We start from the raw sequence: 19,500 nt of genomic DNA, 5'->3' as shown, positions 1-19,500 counted from the left end.
TCAACGGTAACTCAGCGAAGACGCCGATTGCTGCAAAAAATCCACGAAGGCGCCAGATAAGCGACCAGTGCCACCCGATTCAAGATCCAAAATAGATGAACGGAACGATTCAAAACTCTGATTCCAATCGGTGTTTTCGACAGCTACTGACTTGTTATCGAGCTGATCAACATAGGCTTTCAGATTGGCTGAAACAGCCGAAGAACTTAACAGCTTTAAAAACAACTCGCGAGACTCGGATTGATCGGCCTCCATAGTGTCGGCGAGCGCCGTTGCTAACTTTTTGGTAAGGTTTTCAGGCTTGACATCAATGAACGCTCCAGCTTCATGCAGATTCTTTAACGCTGGCGTGGCTTGAGCGAGCACTTGAACTCCCATCGCCAGTGCATCGGTTAATTTTGCTGGCGCCTGAAATTGCGCGGAACGGGAAGTCACATCCTGAACCAGTACCACACAGTCCGCAACGGACACCACGTCAGGGGTATTTGAATAGGGTTGCCCAGGAATAAACTTTATATTTACGCCTTTGATAGCTTTGAGTTCGTCTTTAACGTCTGAAAAAGGAAAATCGCCCACCACCACAAATAGCACGTCGCGGCGCCCCAGTTCCGCCAAAGAATGAGCAATATCCATAATGCCTTTGTGTTTGCGGGGCGTACCGCTAAACAAAACCACTTTACGATCCAGAGGAATACCAAATAGCTCCCGATTCATTATGCGCCGCTCAAGTGATGGGGCATAACTGCGCTCATCCCGAGCATGGGGAATCACCTCGCCACCGTATACCGCTTGGAGTGCGGGGTTTGAGACGGTAATGCCGTCAAAACAAGACGCAAGCCCGACAGAAAATTGGGTCGCCAGCTTGCCAGTAAAATCCGCGGGGCGTTCATTGTCAGCCAATGGTCCTGTAAGAGGCTCGTCTGCCCCAACGAACCCTAATTCTTCGTCGTCAATATCGGAGATGACCTTGGCATTCCACAAATACTTATACAACAATCCAATAACAATATTGGGAAGCCGAGGCTTAGACAAATGCACAATATCCGCTGGGTTTCGCCGTACCAGGGCCTCAGCCTCCTGAAAAAACTGGCCTGTATCTATAACGTGGAGCACGTCAGGCTTCAGCGACATACCTTGGAGGGGCTGCCAAAGCTCGCTGCCCCATTTGGGGAAGATACAGCCAATCAAACCCACCTCAGCAGCACCAGCCCGTTGATACAGCTCAACCAGCGTGGCGGCTCGCCCGGCTGCGTTGTGTGACAACTCCCATCCACAGACGACCACCTTGGCGCCACTGATCACACCATTATGAACCCGCTGAGGCAGCATTATTTGAGGCTCCGTCCTTCACGCTTGCCGTGTAGCTCGTAGTGCACCAGCGGATTAATGCCTGATGCCGCAATATCCGGGTAACGACTCAAATATTTGGAGCTAGAAAACCCTGGGCCAGGGTCCCGCCCTTCGAAGCCACCATAACGCGCATAGTGCTCTGCGGGGTTCGCACCGGATTCAATCACATCCGGATACTGCAAGACATACCAGCCCGCGTCGAAGAACTCTGACTGCTCAATGACACGCACAGCACGCTGATGAGCGCGGCCACCAAACAACCGCCCCGTCCTTTTCGCAGACCGGTAAACCCAACGCGCTGGAAACGTTAACCAGTTTAACCAGCTATTGCGCAGAGACACCACTTTGGCATGCAGCTGTTCTCGCTCACGCATTAACGTATCAATTAGTGCTGACTGGCGCTGAGCCTCCTTTTCTGCATACTTCAGCTTCTGTTTATCGAGAACGTATTGACTAAGGCGCTCTTCCTTCTTGCGCAGTGCCGCTTCTTTACCCGCAATGATCTTACGGAGTGACACTAACTCTTCATGTTTATCCTGAGCGAACCGCTCCATCGCAGTTGACAAGTACTCGGCTTTGCCTTTATTGGTTCCCCGTTCTTGCTCCGCCACTGCGAGCTTAGTGTTAGCTTCATTTAAAGCTTTGGCCTGCTCCTCAGCGAGCAGGGAAAGCTCAGACTCCTTCCGCTTAGCTTTAGCGTAATTTAACTCAATATTCTGGAGCCTAGCTTCCCACCGTGCGCTTTCAGCCTTGTGCGCCTCTTTCAAACCTTCCAGCTTGCCCTCAAGCCGCAATTCGAGGGGTTTTTTTCGGGCATTTTGGAGCTGTAATTGAGTGGATATCAGATCAATTCTGGGGGCGACGAGTTCTGGGGTACTAGCAAGTGGGACAGTGCTTACCTCGATCTGCGCAAGCAGGCGACGTATTTTTGAACTTTGCCAAACAGCTTGAGTAGCCACTAGTAAGTTCAGGTTGTGCTCAAGCGAGTCGCCATCATCGATGAAACCCAATTGCACCGACTGCTGTGCGGCAAGTTTGGCCTGGGCTTTAAACGCAGGCTGGTGATTCACCAACCACTCAAGCAAAGCTTGAGGCGCCTCACAGGCACTTTGAACATCAACCAGCACCGCCCGGTCTCGATGCCGCTGGTAAACAGTCAGCAATTGCTCTGCCGAAGCCTGCCACAAGGCGGCTGCCGCTCTCAGGTCCGCACCCTGATCCAAAGAGTTGGCAATACAACGCTCTGGTTGACTGTGTAGCAGCAAATAGATTTCTTCACCAGTAAAATTGGAATGGCATCCAGCACCCGAACACAGCTCCTCAGGTGCTGGGGCTTCCTCGTGATCCCAGCCCATAGGCTCCAACAGCGGTGTAAGTCGCTGCCATTCACTTTGGGGTAAAGCGCCAACTATCAGGGTCATTTAGAGGCCTACTCTCCTTCTATACTGTTTGGGAGAACTCAGTGTAACACTCAACTCGCTGAATTGATCCACGCGAGCCGGTCTCTACTTGAGTTCCGATCCATATTCTGAGTCAAAAACTGAATAAACCAGCGATTTATTTTATTGTTCCTGCGCGCAAGTTTAACTCGAGAGCACACAAACCTTTAAGCAAAGCGGGGTAACCCTTAACCCTGCTATTCGCAAACTCAACAGCCACGAAGGGATCAAACCAAAGATCACGGGCTTTCAAGGAAGCTAGAACATTCATTACCGACAATTTAAACTCGGGAATGTTTAGCCACAAGTACCCCCAATCCATATTGGTGGCACCAGAGAGGTCGTAACCATTTAAAATTTTAGGATTCACTAAATCCTGAAAATACTCAGGGTAGGCCTCTGCAGCAAAGTTTTTGTAAAATTTTTGTTCTCTTCGCAATCCCAGTGGAGTAAGCAAGCAGGATCTAATCCAGCGTGGGTCATTGAACGGCAAAATCATACGGTCTCGCCTTGCTACGAGCCTGTCCCTGATAGCCTGAGGAAATTTCGCCAACTCCCATTCCGTCCACCCTTGAGGAGCAAGCAACCTTATATACTGATACGTCCGGTAGAAAATATCTAACTGATCATCGTAGGACAGAATATCTTGATCCAGCAATGGCTCATTCGCCAATGACTCCGATGGTTTATACCAAGCAGGAAGTATTCCCGCATCATATGCGATGCCATTCTTAACATCACCCTTTATGTACTGACTAAACTTTCTTGCATGATATTCCTTAGCTGCAGAAAAGCTATTGGACGATATTTTCGGCAAATGAGAACTAGATAGTGGATCACCCATAAAACCATTGAAGTTAGGGGCGCCTTTCATTCGTAACGACTCGTGGTCAGTTTTTGTGGAATCCGATGATGACCCAGTCGACTTAACAGACCGTTTCGCAACCTTTGCATCGAACGTCATTCCTTCGACGTAATCAGACGCAGAATCTTGTACATCAATCGATGCGCCGGCAATCTCGTCTGTAATTTGACATCTATAGTGCTTGAAGTATTGGCCAATCAAAACTGGAGCAAGGGTAATATCTTTGTTTCCCCTGGTACCGATCGTAAACGGAAATATACGATTTGAATCCACCACGTTGCTCAACGCTGAAAGAATAAGCCTGGAATCATAGCCAGAACTAACTCCTACCCTAAAGCATTCTGAACCAGACCGATCTACATTCTCTTTGATTATTGTCTCGAGCATCAACCTCATACTCGCCGGATTATCGGGGTCGAACACCTCAAGCGTATCATCTGCCAATATCTCTTCAAAATAGGAAGCATGCTTTCTTGCATTATAGGTCGAGGGAAGATAGCCAAAGTATAGAAAGTCACAAACCTTTTTAAGAAAATCGCCAGGGTAACCGTGATCAACAGGGGGGGGCTTTGGTTTAGTGCTTGGCACAAAGTACTGATAGCAGTCTAGAATTTTTTTGTTTTCCGGCCACTTTTTCACCGCGTAAGTCAACGACTGATTTGCCGACTCAGAGCGACCCATTGCTAAACTTGTTTTGATGAAATCGACATACACAGAAGGCGACTCAAAACCATAAAAATTTATTAGCCTATCTAGCAGCTCGGAAGCCTCAACAAACTTCTTCATACAAACAAAAAGATGGCCTAACTCCTTGAGGAATTTGGTATTCTTCTCAGACTGCCATGGAAAGCTAGTTAATAGCTCCTCAGCTTCATGCAGACGTTTCGTCAGCCGTAACGCATATGCTCTCTCTGTAGCCAACTCAATACTATTTAATGCATCCTTGTTATCGATGATCGAGAGAACCTCAGAAAACTTTCTAGCTCGATTTAACTCTCTAACTCTATGCAAATTCATCGCGCATACATCCATCCAATCCCACCGAGATCATTAGCCAACCAACTCCAGCACTTAAACACAACACAAACCATACCCAAACGTGTTGGAAACTTAAGAAATCAATATATTTTGATACAACTTCGCCACCCGAGTTAGATCATGATATGTTTGGACGAACTCATACCCCGCCCGCCTCATTAACTGCACCACCTCAATCTTGGATTTGATCACTTCTAAACTTTTCTTTAGTTCCACAACATTCCGCCCAACAACAATCGCATCTCTTCTGCCTTTCAGGGCGATACCATGAAAACCAGCATATCTGGTAGTAATCACCGGAACACCCAGCGCTAACGCCTCCATTATAACATTCGACGAAGCCTCTTTTCCCGGTCCCACCGGATGCAACAGAACATCAATTTTGGAATAGTAGTCTTGAATGAGCCTATCATGCGCCACATGGTTGAAGCCACGACCTACAACTAACAACTTAGCACCTATTTTTTCGCAAGCCTCTAGTGCATAATAGTATCCTTTAACATCTTTTTGAAACTCGTTTTTCATTGATGCTGACATACCAACGATAAGCTCATTATTGCGTTCTTTTGGCATCAGTGCTTGGGGATTAAATACATTCAAATCAATGCCATTAGGAACAAAGTAAACCTCATCGTGAAATCTACTCACGTAATCCCGAAGCTGTGGTGAAAGACAAATAATGGCGTCAACATCCTCTAACTTTTGCTTTAGAATACTTTCATCACCACCAGAAAGAACCTTTAAAGGATTTGGCCCTCCCACGCGCATAACTTTTCGTTTTGCGCCACAACTTTTGAACTCTTCTGTTTCTTTTATCAATACATCGAAAGCAATAGCGACATCTGGAATCAGATCTGAATCTTCATCATCGAAAATATGATCGCAATCTGGAATTTGACTACTGATACGTTTCGCGTTAATTCCATAGGCCCACCCAGATTGCTTCCCGCCGCCAAAAAACCACTTGATGAGCGGCCTTTTTCCCGTTGACGAAGACATCTCAGAATAAACTACTGGACGTAATCCAGAGCTAAAAGATACCTTCGGAACGATTATTTTCAGTATCTCATTGGCCCTTTTCTGCCAAGTGTACCTATTCAGAAAATCCGACTTAGCTTTTGAAGCGATGCGCCTCCTAGTCTCACCGTCTGCAAGCAATAGGTCGAACGCTGCCTTCCATTCCGACACTGAATCGGGGCTGCAAAGCAGCGCGTTCTCATTGTGTTCAAGAACCTCTCGAATAACCGGAAGATCTGAGCACACAATCGCCTTACCCAGCGCCATATATTCGAATATTTTCAACGGCGAAAAAACGGACGCGATATTATGCTTACCATTGTTGACACCCACATGGCGCAGGAACGGTGCGATAGCTACGTCAACCTCATCAATAAATGAAGGGACCATTGATGGGGCACAATGGCCGTAGAAGGTGATATTTGGCATACCCAGGGTTTCATTCTTCCAGTGGGCCACATCTTCGGGCAATCCACCCAACATGTGAAAATGAACATAGGGAATGTTACGTGCCAACTCTACTGCAAGCTCCGCGCCCTTTCCGGGATACAAGTGACCCACATAACCAACGTTCAACTGAGCTTTCGGATCTGGAGTCAACTCAAATCGCGCCTTAGACAAACCTGGTTCATCAGCAGCATCAGGAAACACAAATATCTTTCTATCAAGCTCTCGGTGATACCCTCGAAATCGCTTGGCTAGAGCCTCCGTAATGAGAACCAAGCCCTCAAAAGAAGGACTACGCACGATGAAACTCAACTTATGCCACGCGTCAACAGATATCTCTTTGTGAAGCTCTAAAACAAAGGGCACATCCGCAACGCCTGCGAGAATAGCCACATCGATAGACCTCGTGAATATTCTGTCGCAACCATCAGCCAACGCAGACAACACAAGCTTCATTGCTGTTTTTTCCGACGAACCTTCTGATTTGAACAAGTTGAGCTTGAGATTTGATGACGCACCAAAGTATTCATGTACGAAATCAAGCTCTAAACGGCAAGAACTGGGCGCCTCTTCCGCATAAATTGCTACCTGACCACCTTCAGACAATAAAGCGGAGCACATCTTCATCACATGGACGTTGTTAGCTGCTGCCGTTGGCATAGCAGAACTAGGGATGTACCCAATCTTTTTAGAAATGGAGGCACCAAATACGTTGTCATAACCACGAAGTATCGAAGTCGAAAGTCGGCGGCGATGGTGATGCGCACCCTCAAAACCTAGAGCTTCCATGTCGGAAATCGTTCGAATCGCAAACTTAAATAGGTTTTTACGTTTCCCTTCAAAAATATCGACATCTAATAACGATCCATCGACACGATCAAAGATGCTCTGCAACTGATGACTATCGCGAGCTACACGCTCTCTCAAAAATGATCGGTTAGGGACAAAATCTTTCAGCCTAAATCCATCTTCTTTACGGAATTCTGCATCGCGAGCACGGTGGGAAGTAAAGCTTAAATGTGGAGATTCACGAAAATTTGTAGCGTTTTCAATTTTAGAGTAGGGTGTTTCAGTTCGCCACAGGGCATACATTAGGTAAAACTGGTCTCGCGGCTCCCCATTACAGTACAGGTCAAACCATAACTCGTTCAAAAATCGTGTAGCTTGGGTATTCTCTCTTACAATAAATGCGTTTTCCAGAAGCCCAAACTTTTTAGGAAAGCCCTGGCCTTTTATTTCCTTAGCATAAACTCTTGCCGAAGCCTTAGACACCTTTCCGAGAGATATACACTCCTCAATCTCCAGGTACGTGCAATTTCGCGAAAAATGTTGATATAACGCAATATTTGAGCCTTTTAAATGCGTCAGAATATCCCTTGAAACGTTTGAACTTTTCAGCGTAAGGCTAGAATCCAAGTATACGCTAACATCGTGCGGGGGGAGATAGGCATGAGCGAGTATTTTAGGGAGCCTAGAAGCTCTTGACGGAGACATACCTTTGGTATCGATGTACTTAATGTTCCAAACGTTTGATTCCAGGTTTGGATTATCAGTAAAAAGAATGTAGCTTACATCAGGATCGACAGAGAGTGGTTCCTTTACACTTTCGTAACCGCCAAAGTTACACGTGTATACAACAATGCGTAGCCCCATATCTGGCACCTGAAGTTCACGTGATTGCTCACTCTTCAAGCCCCCGTGCAATTCCCGCCTCTTTGGTAAAAGATAATCGAGATTAAACTGGATATACTTGGACAGTTCGGGCATTTGGGCTCGCGCATTCTCGTAGCATGAGGCGGCCGAAGTATAATCCGATCGCTTCAGCGCAGCATTTCCCAGCTTTAACCAGTTCACTTGTCTTTCACCTGCAAATTTCATTACTTTTCTAAGCGCCCCGTTTTAGAATATTAAAGCTTTTTAATCACGCAAAACGCATCTCTACTTTCCGTTCGGGGCAACTTCATACTATCGAAAAACAGAACCTCTTTAACGTTCTTTTCGATATACTCCCTTTCGCCCGCCGTCGCGTGCTTGGACTCCCAGGTCCCGTCCCAGCTCAAACGCCTAAGCAACTCGAGCGTTTTTGTCTCCCCTGGCTCATCAAAAGGCTGAAAGTGTAAATCTTCAATAATGAATACCCCGCCGCTTTTAAGGTGGCGAAACAGAAACGAGAAGGTTACTTGCTGATGCTTAGATGCATGAAGCGCGTCATCAATAATTACATCGAAAGCGCTTTCTTTCTCGATCACTTTCTGAAGATCATCCCGGCTCGATTGATCACCCCGAAAAACAGCTTGCCAATCGCCTTTTGCTTTCGAGAAGTCCTGAATGTCGAACCCGTAAACTTTCGCTCCCGGCAGGTATTGGCACCACATATCAAGCGAGGGCGCAACATCGAAACTATTTCCACCTAAATCTCTTTGATCAGAGTGACACAAAAGGCCGACCTCAAGAATCGTATCTACATGCCCAGGCTTTATGAACTCCTGATAAACCGTAGAGTAAAGATGTTTTTTGAACCCCTTATCTGAACCGCTATCATCAGCCAGAACTGTAAGATCTCTTTTCTTGTATATTCTATCTACCCACGCCCCACCGAGCAGGTGGCTTGAGCCCTCTACCCTATGATTCAAGCCATACTGCATAGCTTGCAGTTTCGCTATTTGCTTGTCACGGTCTTCAATTTTACTCTTTAGCTCTTTAGCTTTGTCACTTGCGTAGTCATCCGTGTCTCCCACTGAAAAGTCAAGATTTAGAGGTTTATCCAATTTCATTCATTCACCTATTACCCCTAATCTCTAGGGATTCACGGAAATTAATTTTGTCTGCCCCCCACCAAACTCCCTAGCAGGAGTAAACTCCAAGCCACGATCTTCCAACAACCGCTGCCACTGTTGCATTACCGCATGGCAGTCCTTTGCGGTGATGACTAGATCTAACGCATGGGAGGAGAGATACTGTAAAACCATCGGCAAAGCAGCAGATACATCTACTCGGCTATTGGGGGCAACACCATTGAGCAGAATAAATATACGTGCTTGACGCCCCTCAAAAAGCTTTGCGACTTGCTCCAAATAGCTTGCACAATCATAGAACAAATATTCTTGCCCCTGTTGGCTAAAAGGGACCAGAGGACTGAACCGCAAACTGACCAATGGGCTTAAACCGCTATGTTTTAGCGACTCTTGCAAGCTGTTGTATTCGGTGCGAATGTGCTCGAAGCATACTATGCGCCTGGGAAGGTCATTCTCACTGGCTTCAATGTACTGAGCCACCTGCGTATCAGCAGAGACTTGATCGCCCGCTTGTTTGCGCTTGCACTGCCGACGCAGCACGTTTGCGATGAACGTTGTGGTCACACCACTTCCCATTTCGATAACTAAATCATAGGGCTTCGAATTTAGTCGACGAGTTAACTGGAGGGCGACGCCAGAAGACAATTCATTTTCCCGCTCTGAAGGCGCAGGCAGATCTTGTCCGAATTCATGGTGAAGAGCGATGCCAGCTTCAAGCTCCTTAGCAGTTCCTTTTACTGTGGTGGTAACATGTCGGCCTAGCGCATTAGCAGCTTGCTCCAACTGTAGAGTCTGTTGACCGAAAAGATATTCTACTGTTTTCTTTAGCTCATTGAACTGTTCTTTGCCGGTACGCTCTGAGGCCAGCTGTACTTCCAGATTCTTAAGTTTCTCTGCATGCTGTGATTTTAGTTGTTCCCGGTCTTGCTTTAACTTCTCTACATTTTTCCTTGCTTCTTTCAGCTCTGCTTCCAACTTACTTAGTGTAGATTTAGCAGACTCCAGATCTTTTGCACTTTCCTCTAGTTTGAATTTAAGTGCTTGATTTTCGTCCTCTTTTTTCTTCAGCTTGTTAGCAGCCGGATTCTGGACATACGTGCGCACTGGCCAATCCGGGTTTTCAGTGGACTTGCTCGTTAGCTCAAAACCTCCTTCACGAAGCAGCTTGTCAACTGCTTTGGTATTACTTTTTCCCCCAACAACCGAACCCTCGGAAGTGGTTACCTGCAATTGCTTAAAGAAGCCTAATTGGTTTGAGTCAATCAACGCGCTGATAACAACCTGCTCTGAGCCGGGCGCCTGGATAACTAGCGCATTGTTTTCACCTTGCAGCTTACAGCCATCTATAAAGCGCTCAGGCAATTGGGTGGTCACGGTGTGCTGACTAATTTGTCGCAGCCCTGGAAAGAGGGATTTAAGACCATCGGCAGGGTGTAAGCCGCTGGCCTCCGGTAGGTTGTATTCATACAGCTGGCTTTGTGCCAAGTCGTTGGTGATGGCCAACTCCAAAACCTGAACTCGACTTTGATTTAGCGTGGACCGGCGTAACTGCAGGGCCAACGCTGGGTTAGGCTCCACCAAGATGATACGTTTAGCATCGGTCGCCAAATAAGCATTGAGTTCTGCACCCTGACCGGCGCCGATATGAATAATGGTATCTATAGGAGAGTTTAAAACAGGCATGGAAAAGTCCGTAGCAGAAAGCGTTCGAATTTTGATTGGCTATCCGGGTGTGATCGGAAGGGGTTAAGGCTTGGGGTTTCGCCCTTCGCTCTCGCCGTGTTTGACAAAGTGAACTAACGGATTAGTTCCCGTTTCCGCCACATCTACATAGGCTTCAAGGTATTTGCGGGTCGAGAATAGTGGGCTTGGGTCTCGGCCCTCTTCAGCGCCGTGCATTATGTAGTGTTCAGCGGGGTTCCATTTGCTTCCGGCTACATCTTTATACTGCTTTAGGTACCAGTTGGCGTCAAAATACGGCGACTGCTCGATCAAAACAGCAAGCTTCTTGGCACTCTGTTTATTGCCGGAGAAAGGCTTGGCCGCTGCTCTAAGGGGTTTTGTAAGTTTCCAAGAGGCACTTCCGTGGACTGTGTCAAGCGTGTTTGTAAGTTCTTTAATCTCAACCTCTGCCTGACTCAGAGATTTTTTCAATTTTTGATTGTCAGATCTACTCTTTTTGAGGGAACCTTCTAAGTCTTTTTTGGCGGCTCTGAGCCAAGTAAGCTTGCTGTCTTTTTCCTCGATAGCCTTCTGCAAGTCTTTGTTTTCCAGGTAATGCTTCTCTAGATGTTCTTGCACTTGAAAGAGTTGATGCAGGGTCAGCTCGCCCTCTTCCTTGGCCTCTTCCAGCGATTTCTTGAGCTCAGTCTGCTCGTTTTTTAGCGTGGTCACTTCTTGCTGGAGCTCGTTTCGCTCCTGCTGTAGTTGTGCCATTTGCTCTTTGTATTGAGCAATCTCTTTCGCTTGCTGATTCAGTTGTTCCTGAGCCTTGGAAAGCTGTAGCAGATTTAGCTCTGCCTCGTCCTTAGCCTCTTCCAGAGCGGTTTTTAGCTCTAGCTGTTCGGCTTTAAGTGCGGTTACCTCGGCATCGAGCTTATCCCGCGCGTCGTTTCGAAGCTGTTGGTAAAGCTCCTGGATTTCGACCGTTGGGGAGGACACCACTTCGTCCGTAAGGGGGAGTGTACAAGCTTCGGCTTCGGCCAGCAGGTGGCTCAGTTCGCAGCTTTGGCGGATCAGTTGGTTCGCCAGCAGCTGGTTTAACGGCTGTGGTTTGGTGGGTGGGGTCAGCTTCGGTAATTCACCGTCTGCATTAAGGCCCAATTGATCTCGGATGGCTTCAAAGCACTCTCTGGGCTCCTGCAGAGCTGTGGTTACCTCTATCACAACGGTATTGGCGCGGTTGCGTTTGTAAAACGCCACCAAGTGTTCTTCAGCAGTGCGCCACTCTTCTACGGCCTCGGTGGGGCTTTCGCCCTGCTCCATCGCGTGTGCTATGGCGATTTCCGGGCGGGTGTGGAGCAGCAGGTGTTTGTCTTTGGTGTTGGCGCTGGTGGGGTCCGCGTGGTACCAGGTTTCAGGGTCGGCTTTTTGGTTTTTGTTCCAGCCCAAACTTTCCAACAACGGAGCCAGTGCCTGCCACTGGCTGTTCGGGGTGGTTCCTACTTTAAAGGTCATTCTGGGACAGCTCCTGATGGTGCTTTATTGTAATATTTATGAGCCCTGGCTCCGTATTGGGTCGGAGAAGGGTCGAGCTCTGTAAATAGGGTGTTAAGGCGATTGGACCTTGTTGGGAGTGTTTACCCGGACAGCGGGTCAACGAAGCGTCTAGTGCACCTTTCGTCACTAAAAGTGTAACCCAAGCTCCCTTTGTCCGGTTTTTGCGTATTCTACCGTCTTTTACAGACCGTTTACACATTTTAACACGCACAATATGGACGCCAGAGGCGCCTATGACAAGTTGTTTGCGTTGTCATTATTGGGGTAGTCATTCTGTACGGCCCACCTCACCCAGCCTCTTGCTTACTGGGGCTTTCGGGCTCCAGATTGCCCACCTCTTCCCTCAATGCGGCTATTTCTGCCTGCAGGTTTTTGTGCTCCGCCATTTTGTGCCGTAAGAAGCGCACAGCCACTTTGGCTTTGTGCTCCAACCCCTCGGGGGTTAGCAGGTAGCTGTAGGCTTTTTTGTTCTGGCTGTTTTTGAAGTTGGCGGCTTTGATCATGCCGCGCTCCACCAAGGCCTTTAGGCAATAGTTGACCTTCCCGACGCTGATACCCAGCTCCCGCGCCAGTTGGCGTTGGCTTAGGTTGGGGTTGGCATCCAGGAGTTTCAGGACTTTATAGCGGTATTCGTCGGTCAGCATGGGCGGGCTATGAAGGGGCTTCAGGCACGCTACCGCCCTACCTTGTCGGGGCGGCATCACCAGAAGGGGGCTGTGCGCGATTATGCGTCAGCGTTCATTGGGTGAACGGATAATAGTCAGTTTTACCCGGTGGTTCAAGGCGCGTGAGGCGACGTTTTACTGGGGGCTTAGCGGTTAGGTTCGTTATCGGGTTTGGGTTCCATGGATTCCCGCTTTCGCGGGAATGACGGTGGGGGGTGAATGGGTTCGCGTTTCGTGGGAGGGACGGAGAGCAGCGAAGTTCCTGCGTACGCTCTCTTTCGTCATCCTCGCGTATGCGGGGATCCAGGTTTTTGGCGTTGATTGTGTCACGGCATTCATGGATTCCCGTCCCCGATTGGAGTCGAGGATGACGTTCTTTCGCGGGAATGACGGTGGGGGCCGATGGATTCGCGTTTTCATGCGAATGACGGTGAGTGCGGATGGATTCCCGGCTAGAGACGACACAGAAGGTGCTTACTGCGAAGAATGAGAGCTGGGTCAAGCGGTTGTAGTGTGGGACGTGCGTAAGGACTGATCTGGGGTTGTTATGGCTTTTGGTCGTAGTGACCTCCGATGGCGAAAATATAGACATAGTGATCGTCAAATTTGTAGATGACACGATCCTTTTGGGAAAGCCGGCGGGACCAGAAACTAGAAAGGCTGTGCTTTAGTTGTTCAGGCTTCCCCAGACCTGTTGCAGGGTCGTTACGAAGCATCTCTTTCAGTAGCTTGCAAAGTGCTTTGTGCAGCTTCTTGTCCTTTTCGCGGAGCTGTTCATAAGTAGCCCAAGTGCTGCCTTCAAAGACGAGTGATCTCATTGATTTCATCTTCCTTGGGGGTGTATCCAGTACCTTGGGCGTGGGTCGCTGCCGACTCCGCCAATTGGCGCATCAGGCTGCTATTCTGAAGCACATACAGGGTTTCTTGGTCCCGCTCCCAGTCGTCGGCACTCATTACCACGAATGCTTCGCCGGACCGACGAGTCACTTTCAGGGGGGTATGATTGCTAACGGCTTGTTCTACAAAGGATTTTAGGTTGTCTCTGAACCGGTTTACACTAACAGAGTCCATATGGCTCACCTCAAACGTACGGTAACTCCGTACATTCTAGGGGGCAAGCCATAACAAATCAATCGCCGTGCGATCAAGACAGCGCCTTCCAATCATCTTCAGCTACAGGCTCCATTGGATCCTTAAGCTCAACTACGCTTCCCTTAAGAGTTTTTAGAGGGGAGTTTTTAGCCTCCGATGGTGCCCGTTTACAGACGAAACAGAGGGTGATGACCACGAAGAATGAGAACAGGGTCAAACGGTTGTAGAGGGGCACGTCCGTGAGGCCGGATACCATGTACGACAGGACGAATACCAAGCCCATGGCCCCTGGGAGCTCGTCCCGGCGCTGGTAAAAGTGGCGCAGCAGCAAGCCGTAGAACAGCAGCAGGCCAATCAAGCCGATGTAGCCCGTGACGGCCAGTTGTTGCAGGTAGTCGGAATGGAAGTGGGCCACTTTTAGTTGCGGTTGCACGTAGGGCTGTAGGCGCCCTTCTTTGGACCATTCGATGGCGGTTTCCCGAGCGCCGTCTTCGCCCAGGCCCATGGGGTATTCCCGGGCCACCATCAGCGCGGAGCGCCACAGCTCCAGGCGTACAGCGGTGGAGCTGAAGGTTTTTGGTTCTTCCCGGTATTGCTGTACATCCTCAACCGCCAACAAAAAACGCTGGGAAACCATGTGCCCGCTAGCCATATCCCCTACCCAGCCGAGGGCGATCAGGCCAAGAAGGACACCGGCACTGATTTTGGGGCCAAAGCGCTTGGCAAAGTGCGCCAAAATAAATGCTAGCCCCGGCAGCATGGCCAGCATGGCGCCGCGGGTTTGTGTAAGGGTTATGACGATTAGCCAGCCAACCAGGCCGAAGACTATGGCGATGACTTGCCACGGGCTTTTAACGCGGACTACCAGCACGCACAACAGGCAGAAAAACGCGGCGGCGACTTCTGCGTAGGGAATGGGGTTAAAGCCCAGCGAGGGTCGAGCCCCGCCGCTGATCAGTTGCATCGCCAATGTGGCATAAGCACCTATCACTAACGCACCACCGAACCAGGTTAGGCTGGGTTTGGCCACATAAGCCGCCGAACCAATGGCCAGGAATAACCAACCGTAGCTGACCCGCTCCATGGTGGGGGCTTCCAAGCCGCCAAAGGCAAAAGACAGGTAGAAAGGGGCCGTGAGCAGCGCCAAAGCACAGGCCCATTGGGTGAGTTCGGCGGGCCAGGCGCGGACTTTGCGCGCCAGGGCGACGAACGCCACCAACAACAGTAGGATCGGAATAGCTCGATGCCCCCGAAAGGTGGTCAGTGCCACTAGGGGGTAAGCCGCAAACAGGACCGTAAAGAGGATCTTGTAGTAGCTATGTTCGGTGAGTTTTTGGGCGTTTACAGCGGTTATTTTCATTACTGTGGGTCCCTGCCCCTGCTAAGCCGTTGAAAAACTATTCGGCTGTGGCGTCCGGCGCTGCCGCGATAACGTTTTTCAAAGCCTGTTTCTAATTATGAATCGAACGCCCGCCGGGCAAAGTCCATGATGTATTTAGAGCGCAGGTAGTGCCTGAAGGCTTCCCGGCGCATTTTATGTATCAGGCCCAGTCGCTCTTTGGCCGAGCGGGTCTGGATGGTGCTTTCAAATTCGGTGTGCTCCAGCATGCAGCCGGGTTTTAGGCCCAGGCAATCCACGCCGTGTAGCCAGCTCAGGTCCATGTAGTCGTCTACGGGCAGGACCCATTCATCCGCGTTGCTCAAAAAAGCCTTGGCGGCTTCCGGTGCCAGTAGGTAACCCGTGGCGCGCAGTGGGCTGCGCCAGTAGCGGTGGATGTGGAAGCCTTCCACTGTCGCCAGCTTCTTGCTGGCAAAATCGCTCTCGTAGAGTCGCAGGTAGGGGAATTGTTCCGCGACAATGGCGCCTTTTTTGAGGAATTCGGGGAAATTTGGCTTTAGTTGTGCGTCGTCTTCCAGAATCACCATGATTTGGTTTTCTCGCACGCACTGTTCCCACAACTGGTAGTGGCTGGCCCACACGCCCAGCTCGCCGGGTTTGAAGGGGCGGCCTTTTAGGCGCATGCGCTTCTCTTGGTTCACCCGGTCGAACAGGGGGTGGTGCCCTGCCCGGCCGTCCACCGCTTCCACAAAGTGTGGGTTAAAGCCCAGGCCTCTGGCCTGCTTTTCGATGGACGCGCGCCGACCCGTGGACTCGGGCAAATTGATGACAAAAACAGGAATCTGGACGGTCATTACAGCCCTGTAACATTCATTGGGGTGAGTACCTTGTAACAGCGCCAACTAAGCGCGGTGACGGGGCGTAAAAGTGCGCGAGCATGTTATTGGTTTTGGAGGGATTTGGCAAACCAGAATCGAACCCAATGCCGCGCGCTTATTACGTTATCCTGCGAAGTTGATGCCACACCCAGAACGTCATCCTCGCGAACGCGGGGATCTACTCCAACGTCATACTCGCGAACGCGGGGATCCAGGTTTTTTGGAGTGACCAGCAAGACCAGTGCTTTGTTCGGTATGGATTCCCGCCTTCGCGGGAATGACGGCATATGTGGCATGAATGAACGCTGTAAGTGCCCCCCCACTTGTCATCCTCGCGAACGGGGGATCCACTCCAACGTCATACTCGCGAACGCGGGGATCCAGGTTTTTTGGAGTGACCGGCAAGACCAGTGCTTTGTTCGGTATGGATTCCCGCTTTCGCGGGAATGACGGCATATGTGGCATGAATGAACGCTGTAAGTGCCCCCCCCACTTGTCATCCTCGCGAACGCGGGGATCTACTCCAACGTCATCCTCGCGAACGCGGGGATCCACTCCAACGTCATCCTCGCGAACGCGGGGATCCAGGTTTTTTGGAGTGACCAGCAAGGCCAGTGCTTTGTTCGGTATGGATTCCCGCTTTCGCGGGAATGACGGGATGTGGGGGCGGGAATGACGGGATGTGGGGGCGGGAATGACGGGGTGTGGGGGCTGGAATGACGGTGTGTGGGGGCAGAAATAACGTGGCGTTGGCGAGCGCAGCCTAGGCGGCGCGCGGTTTGACGACGGTTATTCAGCAGGCACATCTACATTGACCGGTTTCTGCACCTGGTTCGGACGCCTTGTGGTGCTTAGATCGAGATCCTACAAGAGGTCTTCGTCGTTGTCCTCGAACTTTTCGTCAAATTCTTCAGCTTTCATACAGTGCTTGCTCTGATTAGTTGCCCTTAAGCCAATTTTTGCCGTCTATTTGTAGGAATGCGGACCATATACTTCACCTCAGTGGTAATCAGTTAACCCTACCTCGTCGGGTCCAGCTTTTACAAGCTAACGGCTGGCGATGGTGCTTATGGGCACTTCGATTTGCTGTTGGCGGTTCAGGAGTGTCAGCAGCAGTACCACGCGCTCTTCGCCTTTGGTGGCTTGGACTACGGCTTCCAGCTCCCGGAAGCAGCCTTCGGTAATGACGACTTTTTCGCCCGTCTTGAACAGCGGTGCGGGTTCTTCCCCGTTGAGAAGAGCGCAGTGGTGTTGCAGTGCGGCCACCAGAGAGTCCGCTACTGGGCGGGGCTGACCATTAAAACTTACCACTTTAGCCACGCCGCGCGTGGAGCGGATGACGCCCCAGTTGCTGGCATCTGTCAGGCGGATAAACAAGTAGTGCGGGAATAGGGGTTCAGTGACCCAGCGAGTTTTTTGCCGTTGGGTGCGCTTGACTGGATGGGTGGGCAGAAAGCACTCGAAGCCCTGGTTGGCCAGATGCTCCTGGGCGCGGAAGGCCTCCCGGGCTTTGCACTGTACCAGGTACCAGGTGCCGCCTTCGGCTTGGGCGCCTTGGGCTTGCGGGTCTTGCGGTGTTGCGTCGTTCATACCACTACTGCTCCCTGCTGGCCGAGCGAGTGAAGGCAAGCAAAGTGCGCTTGCCTTCACTAGTGTACTCCCTGTGTCTATGGCTTAAGAAGGCCGGCCAACAGAGTAATAGGTGAAGCCTTTCGCGGCCATGCGCTTGGGGCTGTACATGTTGCGTCCATCAAAGACCGTGGGTTCTTTCAAGTGTTCTTTCATCAGGTCAAAATCTGGCGCGCGGAACAGCTGCCATTCGGTAACGATGGCCAGGGCGTCAGCGCCCTTCAGGGTGGCCTCTTTGGTGCCGCACAGGCTTAGGTCGTCCCGGTGGCCGTAGATGCGCTGGGTTTCTTCCATGGCTTCGGGGTCATAGGCCTGAACTTTCGCGCCGGCGGCCCATAGGGCTTCCATCAATACGCGGGCAGGTGCTTCGCGCATGTCGTCGGTGTTGGGTTTGAAGGAGAGGCCCCAGATGGCGAAGGTTTTGCCGGCCAGGTCGCCTTTGTAGTGTTTGTTGATTTTCTGGAACAAGGTGGTCTTCTGGAGGTGGTTGCGCTCTTCCACGGATTTGAGCACTTTCGCGTCAAAATCCACCAGGTCTGCCGCTTGAATCAGTGCTTGCACATCTTTGGGGAAGCAGGAGCCGCCGTAGCCCACGCCTGGGTAGATAAAGTGGTAACCGATGCGCGGGTCGCTACCGATGCCTTGGCGCACAGCTTCGATGTCTGCACCCAGCAGTTCCGCCAAGTTGGCGATTTCGTTCATAAAGCTGATTTTGGTGGCCAGCATGCAGTTGGCGGCGTATTTGGTCAGCTCGGCGCTGCGCACGTCCATGACCATGACTTTGTCGTGGTTGCGGTTGAAGGGGCCGTAGAGTTCGCGCACTACGTCTTCGGCGTAGGCGCTGGAGGTGCCGATGATGATGCGATCGGGCTTCATGCAATCCGCGACGGCGGAGCCTTCTTTGAGGAATTCGGGGTTGGAGACCACGTCAAATTCCAGGTCGCTGCGGCCACGCGCTTCGAGCACTGAGGCGACTTTGGCGGTGACTTTGTCGGCGGTACCCACGGGCACGGTGGATTTGTCGATGATGATCTGACGGCGGTCCATGTGTTCGGCAATGGTGCCCGCGACGGCCAGGACGTATTTAAGGTCGGCGGAGCCGTCTTCGTCCGGCGGGGTGCCCACGGCGATGAACTGTACGTCACCGTGTTTGACGCCTTCAGCGGCATCGGTGGTGAATTGCAGGCGGCCAGCTTCAAAGTTTTCTTTGACCAACGGTTCCAGGCCGGGCTCGTAAATGGGGATTTCGCCTTTTTTGAGACGCTCGACTTTGGCCTCATCCACGTCCACGCAAATTACGTTGTGTCCTACTTCCGCCAATATGGCGCCCTGTACCAGGCCTACATAGCCGGTGCCAAAAACCGTTACTTTCATCGCTGGGCTTGTCCTTGTTAAGGGGGTTATACGTTGAGGCGGCTATGATATAGGGAAGGCATGGGAATTTCTATGGCGAGAAACGCCCCCGGTGGGGCTATGGATTCCCGCTTTCGCGGGAATGACGGAAGATAGCGGGAATGACGGGAATGGGAGGGTAAGGCGAGTGACGTCATCCTCGCGAAAGCGGGGATCGAGGTTTTTGGGGCTCAGGGTCCGAATGGAGCGCTTGCTCAAGATGGATTCCCGCGTTCGCGGGAATGACAGGGCGGGAGAATATCGGGGTAAGGCGGGTGACGTCATCCTTCGTCATCCTTCGTCATCCCCGCGAAAGCGGGGATCCAGGGTTTTTG

The 19,500-nt window shown here is 50.7% G+C and carries 14 protein-coding genes; all 14 read right to left on the bottom strand.

The window, feature by feature from the left end; translation table 11 throughout:
- The gene (locus RBH33_RS16555) at nt 1-1,194 is read right to left on the bottom strand and encodes a glycosyltransferase (protein ID WP_306733331.1); all 1,194 of its coding nucleotides are present in this window, start codon (nt 1,192-1,194) and stop codon (nt 1-3) included.
- Between the two features lie 134 nt (nt 1,195-1,328).
- On the bottom strand, nt 1,329-2,537 hold the full coding sequence (locus RBH33_RS16550) for a hypothetical protein (protein ID WP_306733330.1): 1,209 nt from the start codon (nt 2,535-2,537) through the stop codon (nt 1,329-1,331).
- Nucleotides 2,538-2,907: 370 nt separating this feature from the next.
- A complete protein-coding gene (locus tag RBH33_RS16545; RefSeq protein ID WP_306733329.1) occupies nt 2,908-4,671 on the bottom strand; it encodes a hypothetical protein in 1,764 nt (587 codons plus the stop codon).
- A gap of 93 nt (nt 4,672-4,764) precedes the next feature.
- Nucleotides 4,765-8,034 (bottom strand): glycosyltransferase, encoded by a 3,270-nt coding sequence (locus RBH33_RS16540; protein ID WP_306733328.1) that lies wholly within the window; start codon nt 8,032-8,034, stop codon nt 4,765-4,767.
- A gap of 29 nt (nt 8,035-8,063) precedes the next feature.
- The gene (locus RBH33_RS16535) at nt 8,064-8,930 is read right to left on the bottom strand and encodes a class I SAM-dependent methyltransferase (protein ID WP_306733327.1); all 867 of its coding nucleotides are present in this window, start codon (nt 8,928-8,930) and stop codon (nt 8,064-8,066) included.
- A 24-nt stretch (nt 8,931-8,954) separates the two neighbouring features.
- On the bottom strand, nt 8,955-10,634 hold the full coding sequence (locus tag RBH33_RS16530) for a hypothetical protein (protein ID WP_306733326.1): 1,680 nt from the start codon (nt 10,632-10,634) through the stop codon (nt 8,955-8,957).
- A gap of 63 nt (nt 10,635-10,697) precedes the next feature.
- A complete protein-coding gene (locus RBH33_RS16525) occupies nt 10,698-12,128 on the bottom strand; it encodes a hypothetical protein (protein ID WP_306733325.1) in 1,431 nt (476 codons plus the stop codon).
- Between the two features lie 329 nt (nt 12,129-12,457).
- Nucleotides 12,458-12,814: a MarR family EPS-associated transcriptional regulator gene (locus RBH33_RS16520; RefSeq protein WP_306733324.1), complete on the bottom strand. Its 357-nt coding sequence runs from the start codon at nt 12,812-12,814 to the stop codon at nt 12,458-12,460.
- 566 nt (nt 12,815-13,380) lie between these two features.
- Nucleotides 13,381-13,653 (bottom strand): Txe/YoeB family addiction module toxin, encoded by a 273-nt coding sequence (locus tag RBH33_RS16515; RefSeq protein ID WP_306733323.1) that lies wholly within the window; start codon nt 13,651-13,653, stop codon nt 13,381-13,383.
- Entirely contained in the window at nt 13,634-13,906 is a 273-nt protein-coding gene (locus RBH33_RS16510) for a type II toxin-antitoxin system Phd/YefM family antitoxin (RefSeq protein ID WP_306733322.1), read from the bottom strand. The genes RBH33_RS16515 and RBH33_RS16510 overlap by 20 nt, the downstream gene beginning before the upstream one ends.
- A 73-nt stretch (nt 13,907-13,979) precedes the next feature.
- Nucleotides 13,980-15,287: an O-antigen ligase family protein gene (locus RBH33_RS16505; protein ID WP_306733321.1), complete on the bottom strand. Its 1,308-nt coding sequence runs from the start codon at nt 15,285-15,287 to the stop codon at nt 13,980-13,982.
- A gap of 95 nt (nt 15,288-15,382) precedes the next feature.
- Nucleotides 15,383-16,120 (bottom strand): glycosyltransferase family 25 protein, encoded by a 738-nt coding sequence (locus tag RBH33_RS16500; protein ID WP_306733320.1) that lies wholly within the window; start codon nt 16,118-16,120, stop codon nt 15,383-15,385.
- Nucleotides 16,121-17,191: 1,071 nt separating this feature from the next.
- A complete protein-coding gene (gene rfaH, locus RBH33_RS16495; RefSeq protein WP_306733319.1) occupies nt 17,192-17,734 on the bottom strand; it encodes a transcription/translation regulatory transformer protein RfaH in 543 nt (180 codons plus the stop codon).
- A gap of 84 nt (nt 17,735-17,818) precedes the next feature.
- Nucleotides 17,819-19,147, bottom strand: a complete 1,329-nt coding sequence (locus tag RBH33_RS16490) for a UDP-glucose dehydrogenase family protein (protein ID WP_306733318.1) — start codon at nt 19,145-19,147, stop codon at nt 17,819-17,821.
- Nucleotides 19,148-19,500 lie beyond the last annotated feature (353 nt).

The sequence above is a fragment of the Marinimicrobium hydrolyticum genome, assembly GCF_030848505.1.
Classification (GTDB): domain Bacteria; phylum Pseudomonadota; class Gammaproteobacteria; order Pseudomonadales; family Cellvibrionaceae; genus JAVDDU01.
The sequence above is the reverse complement of the archived record's forward strand: the minus strand, read 5'-3'. Positions and strand labels throughout refer to the sequence as shown.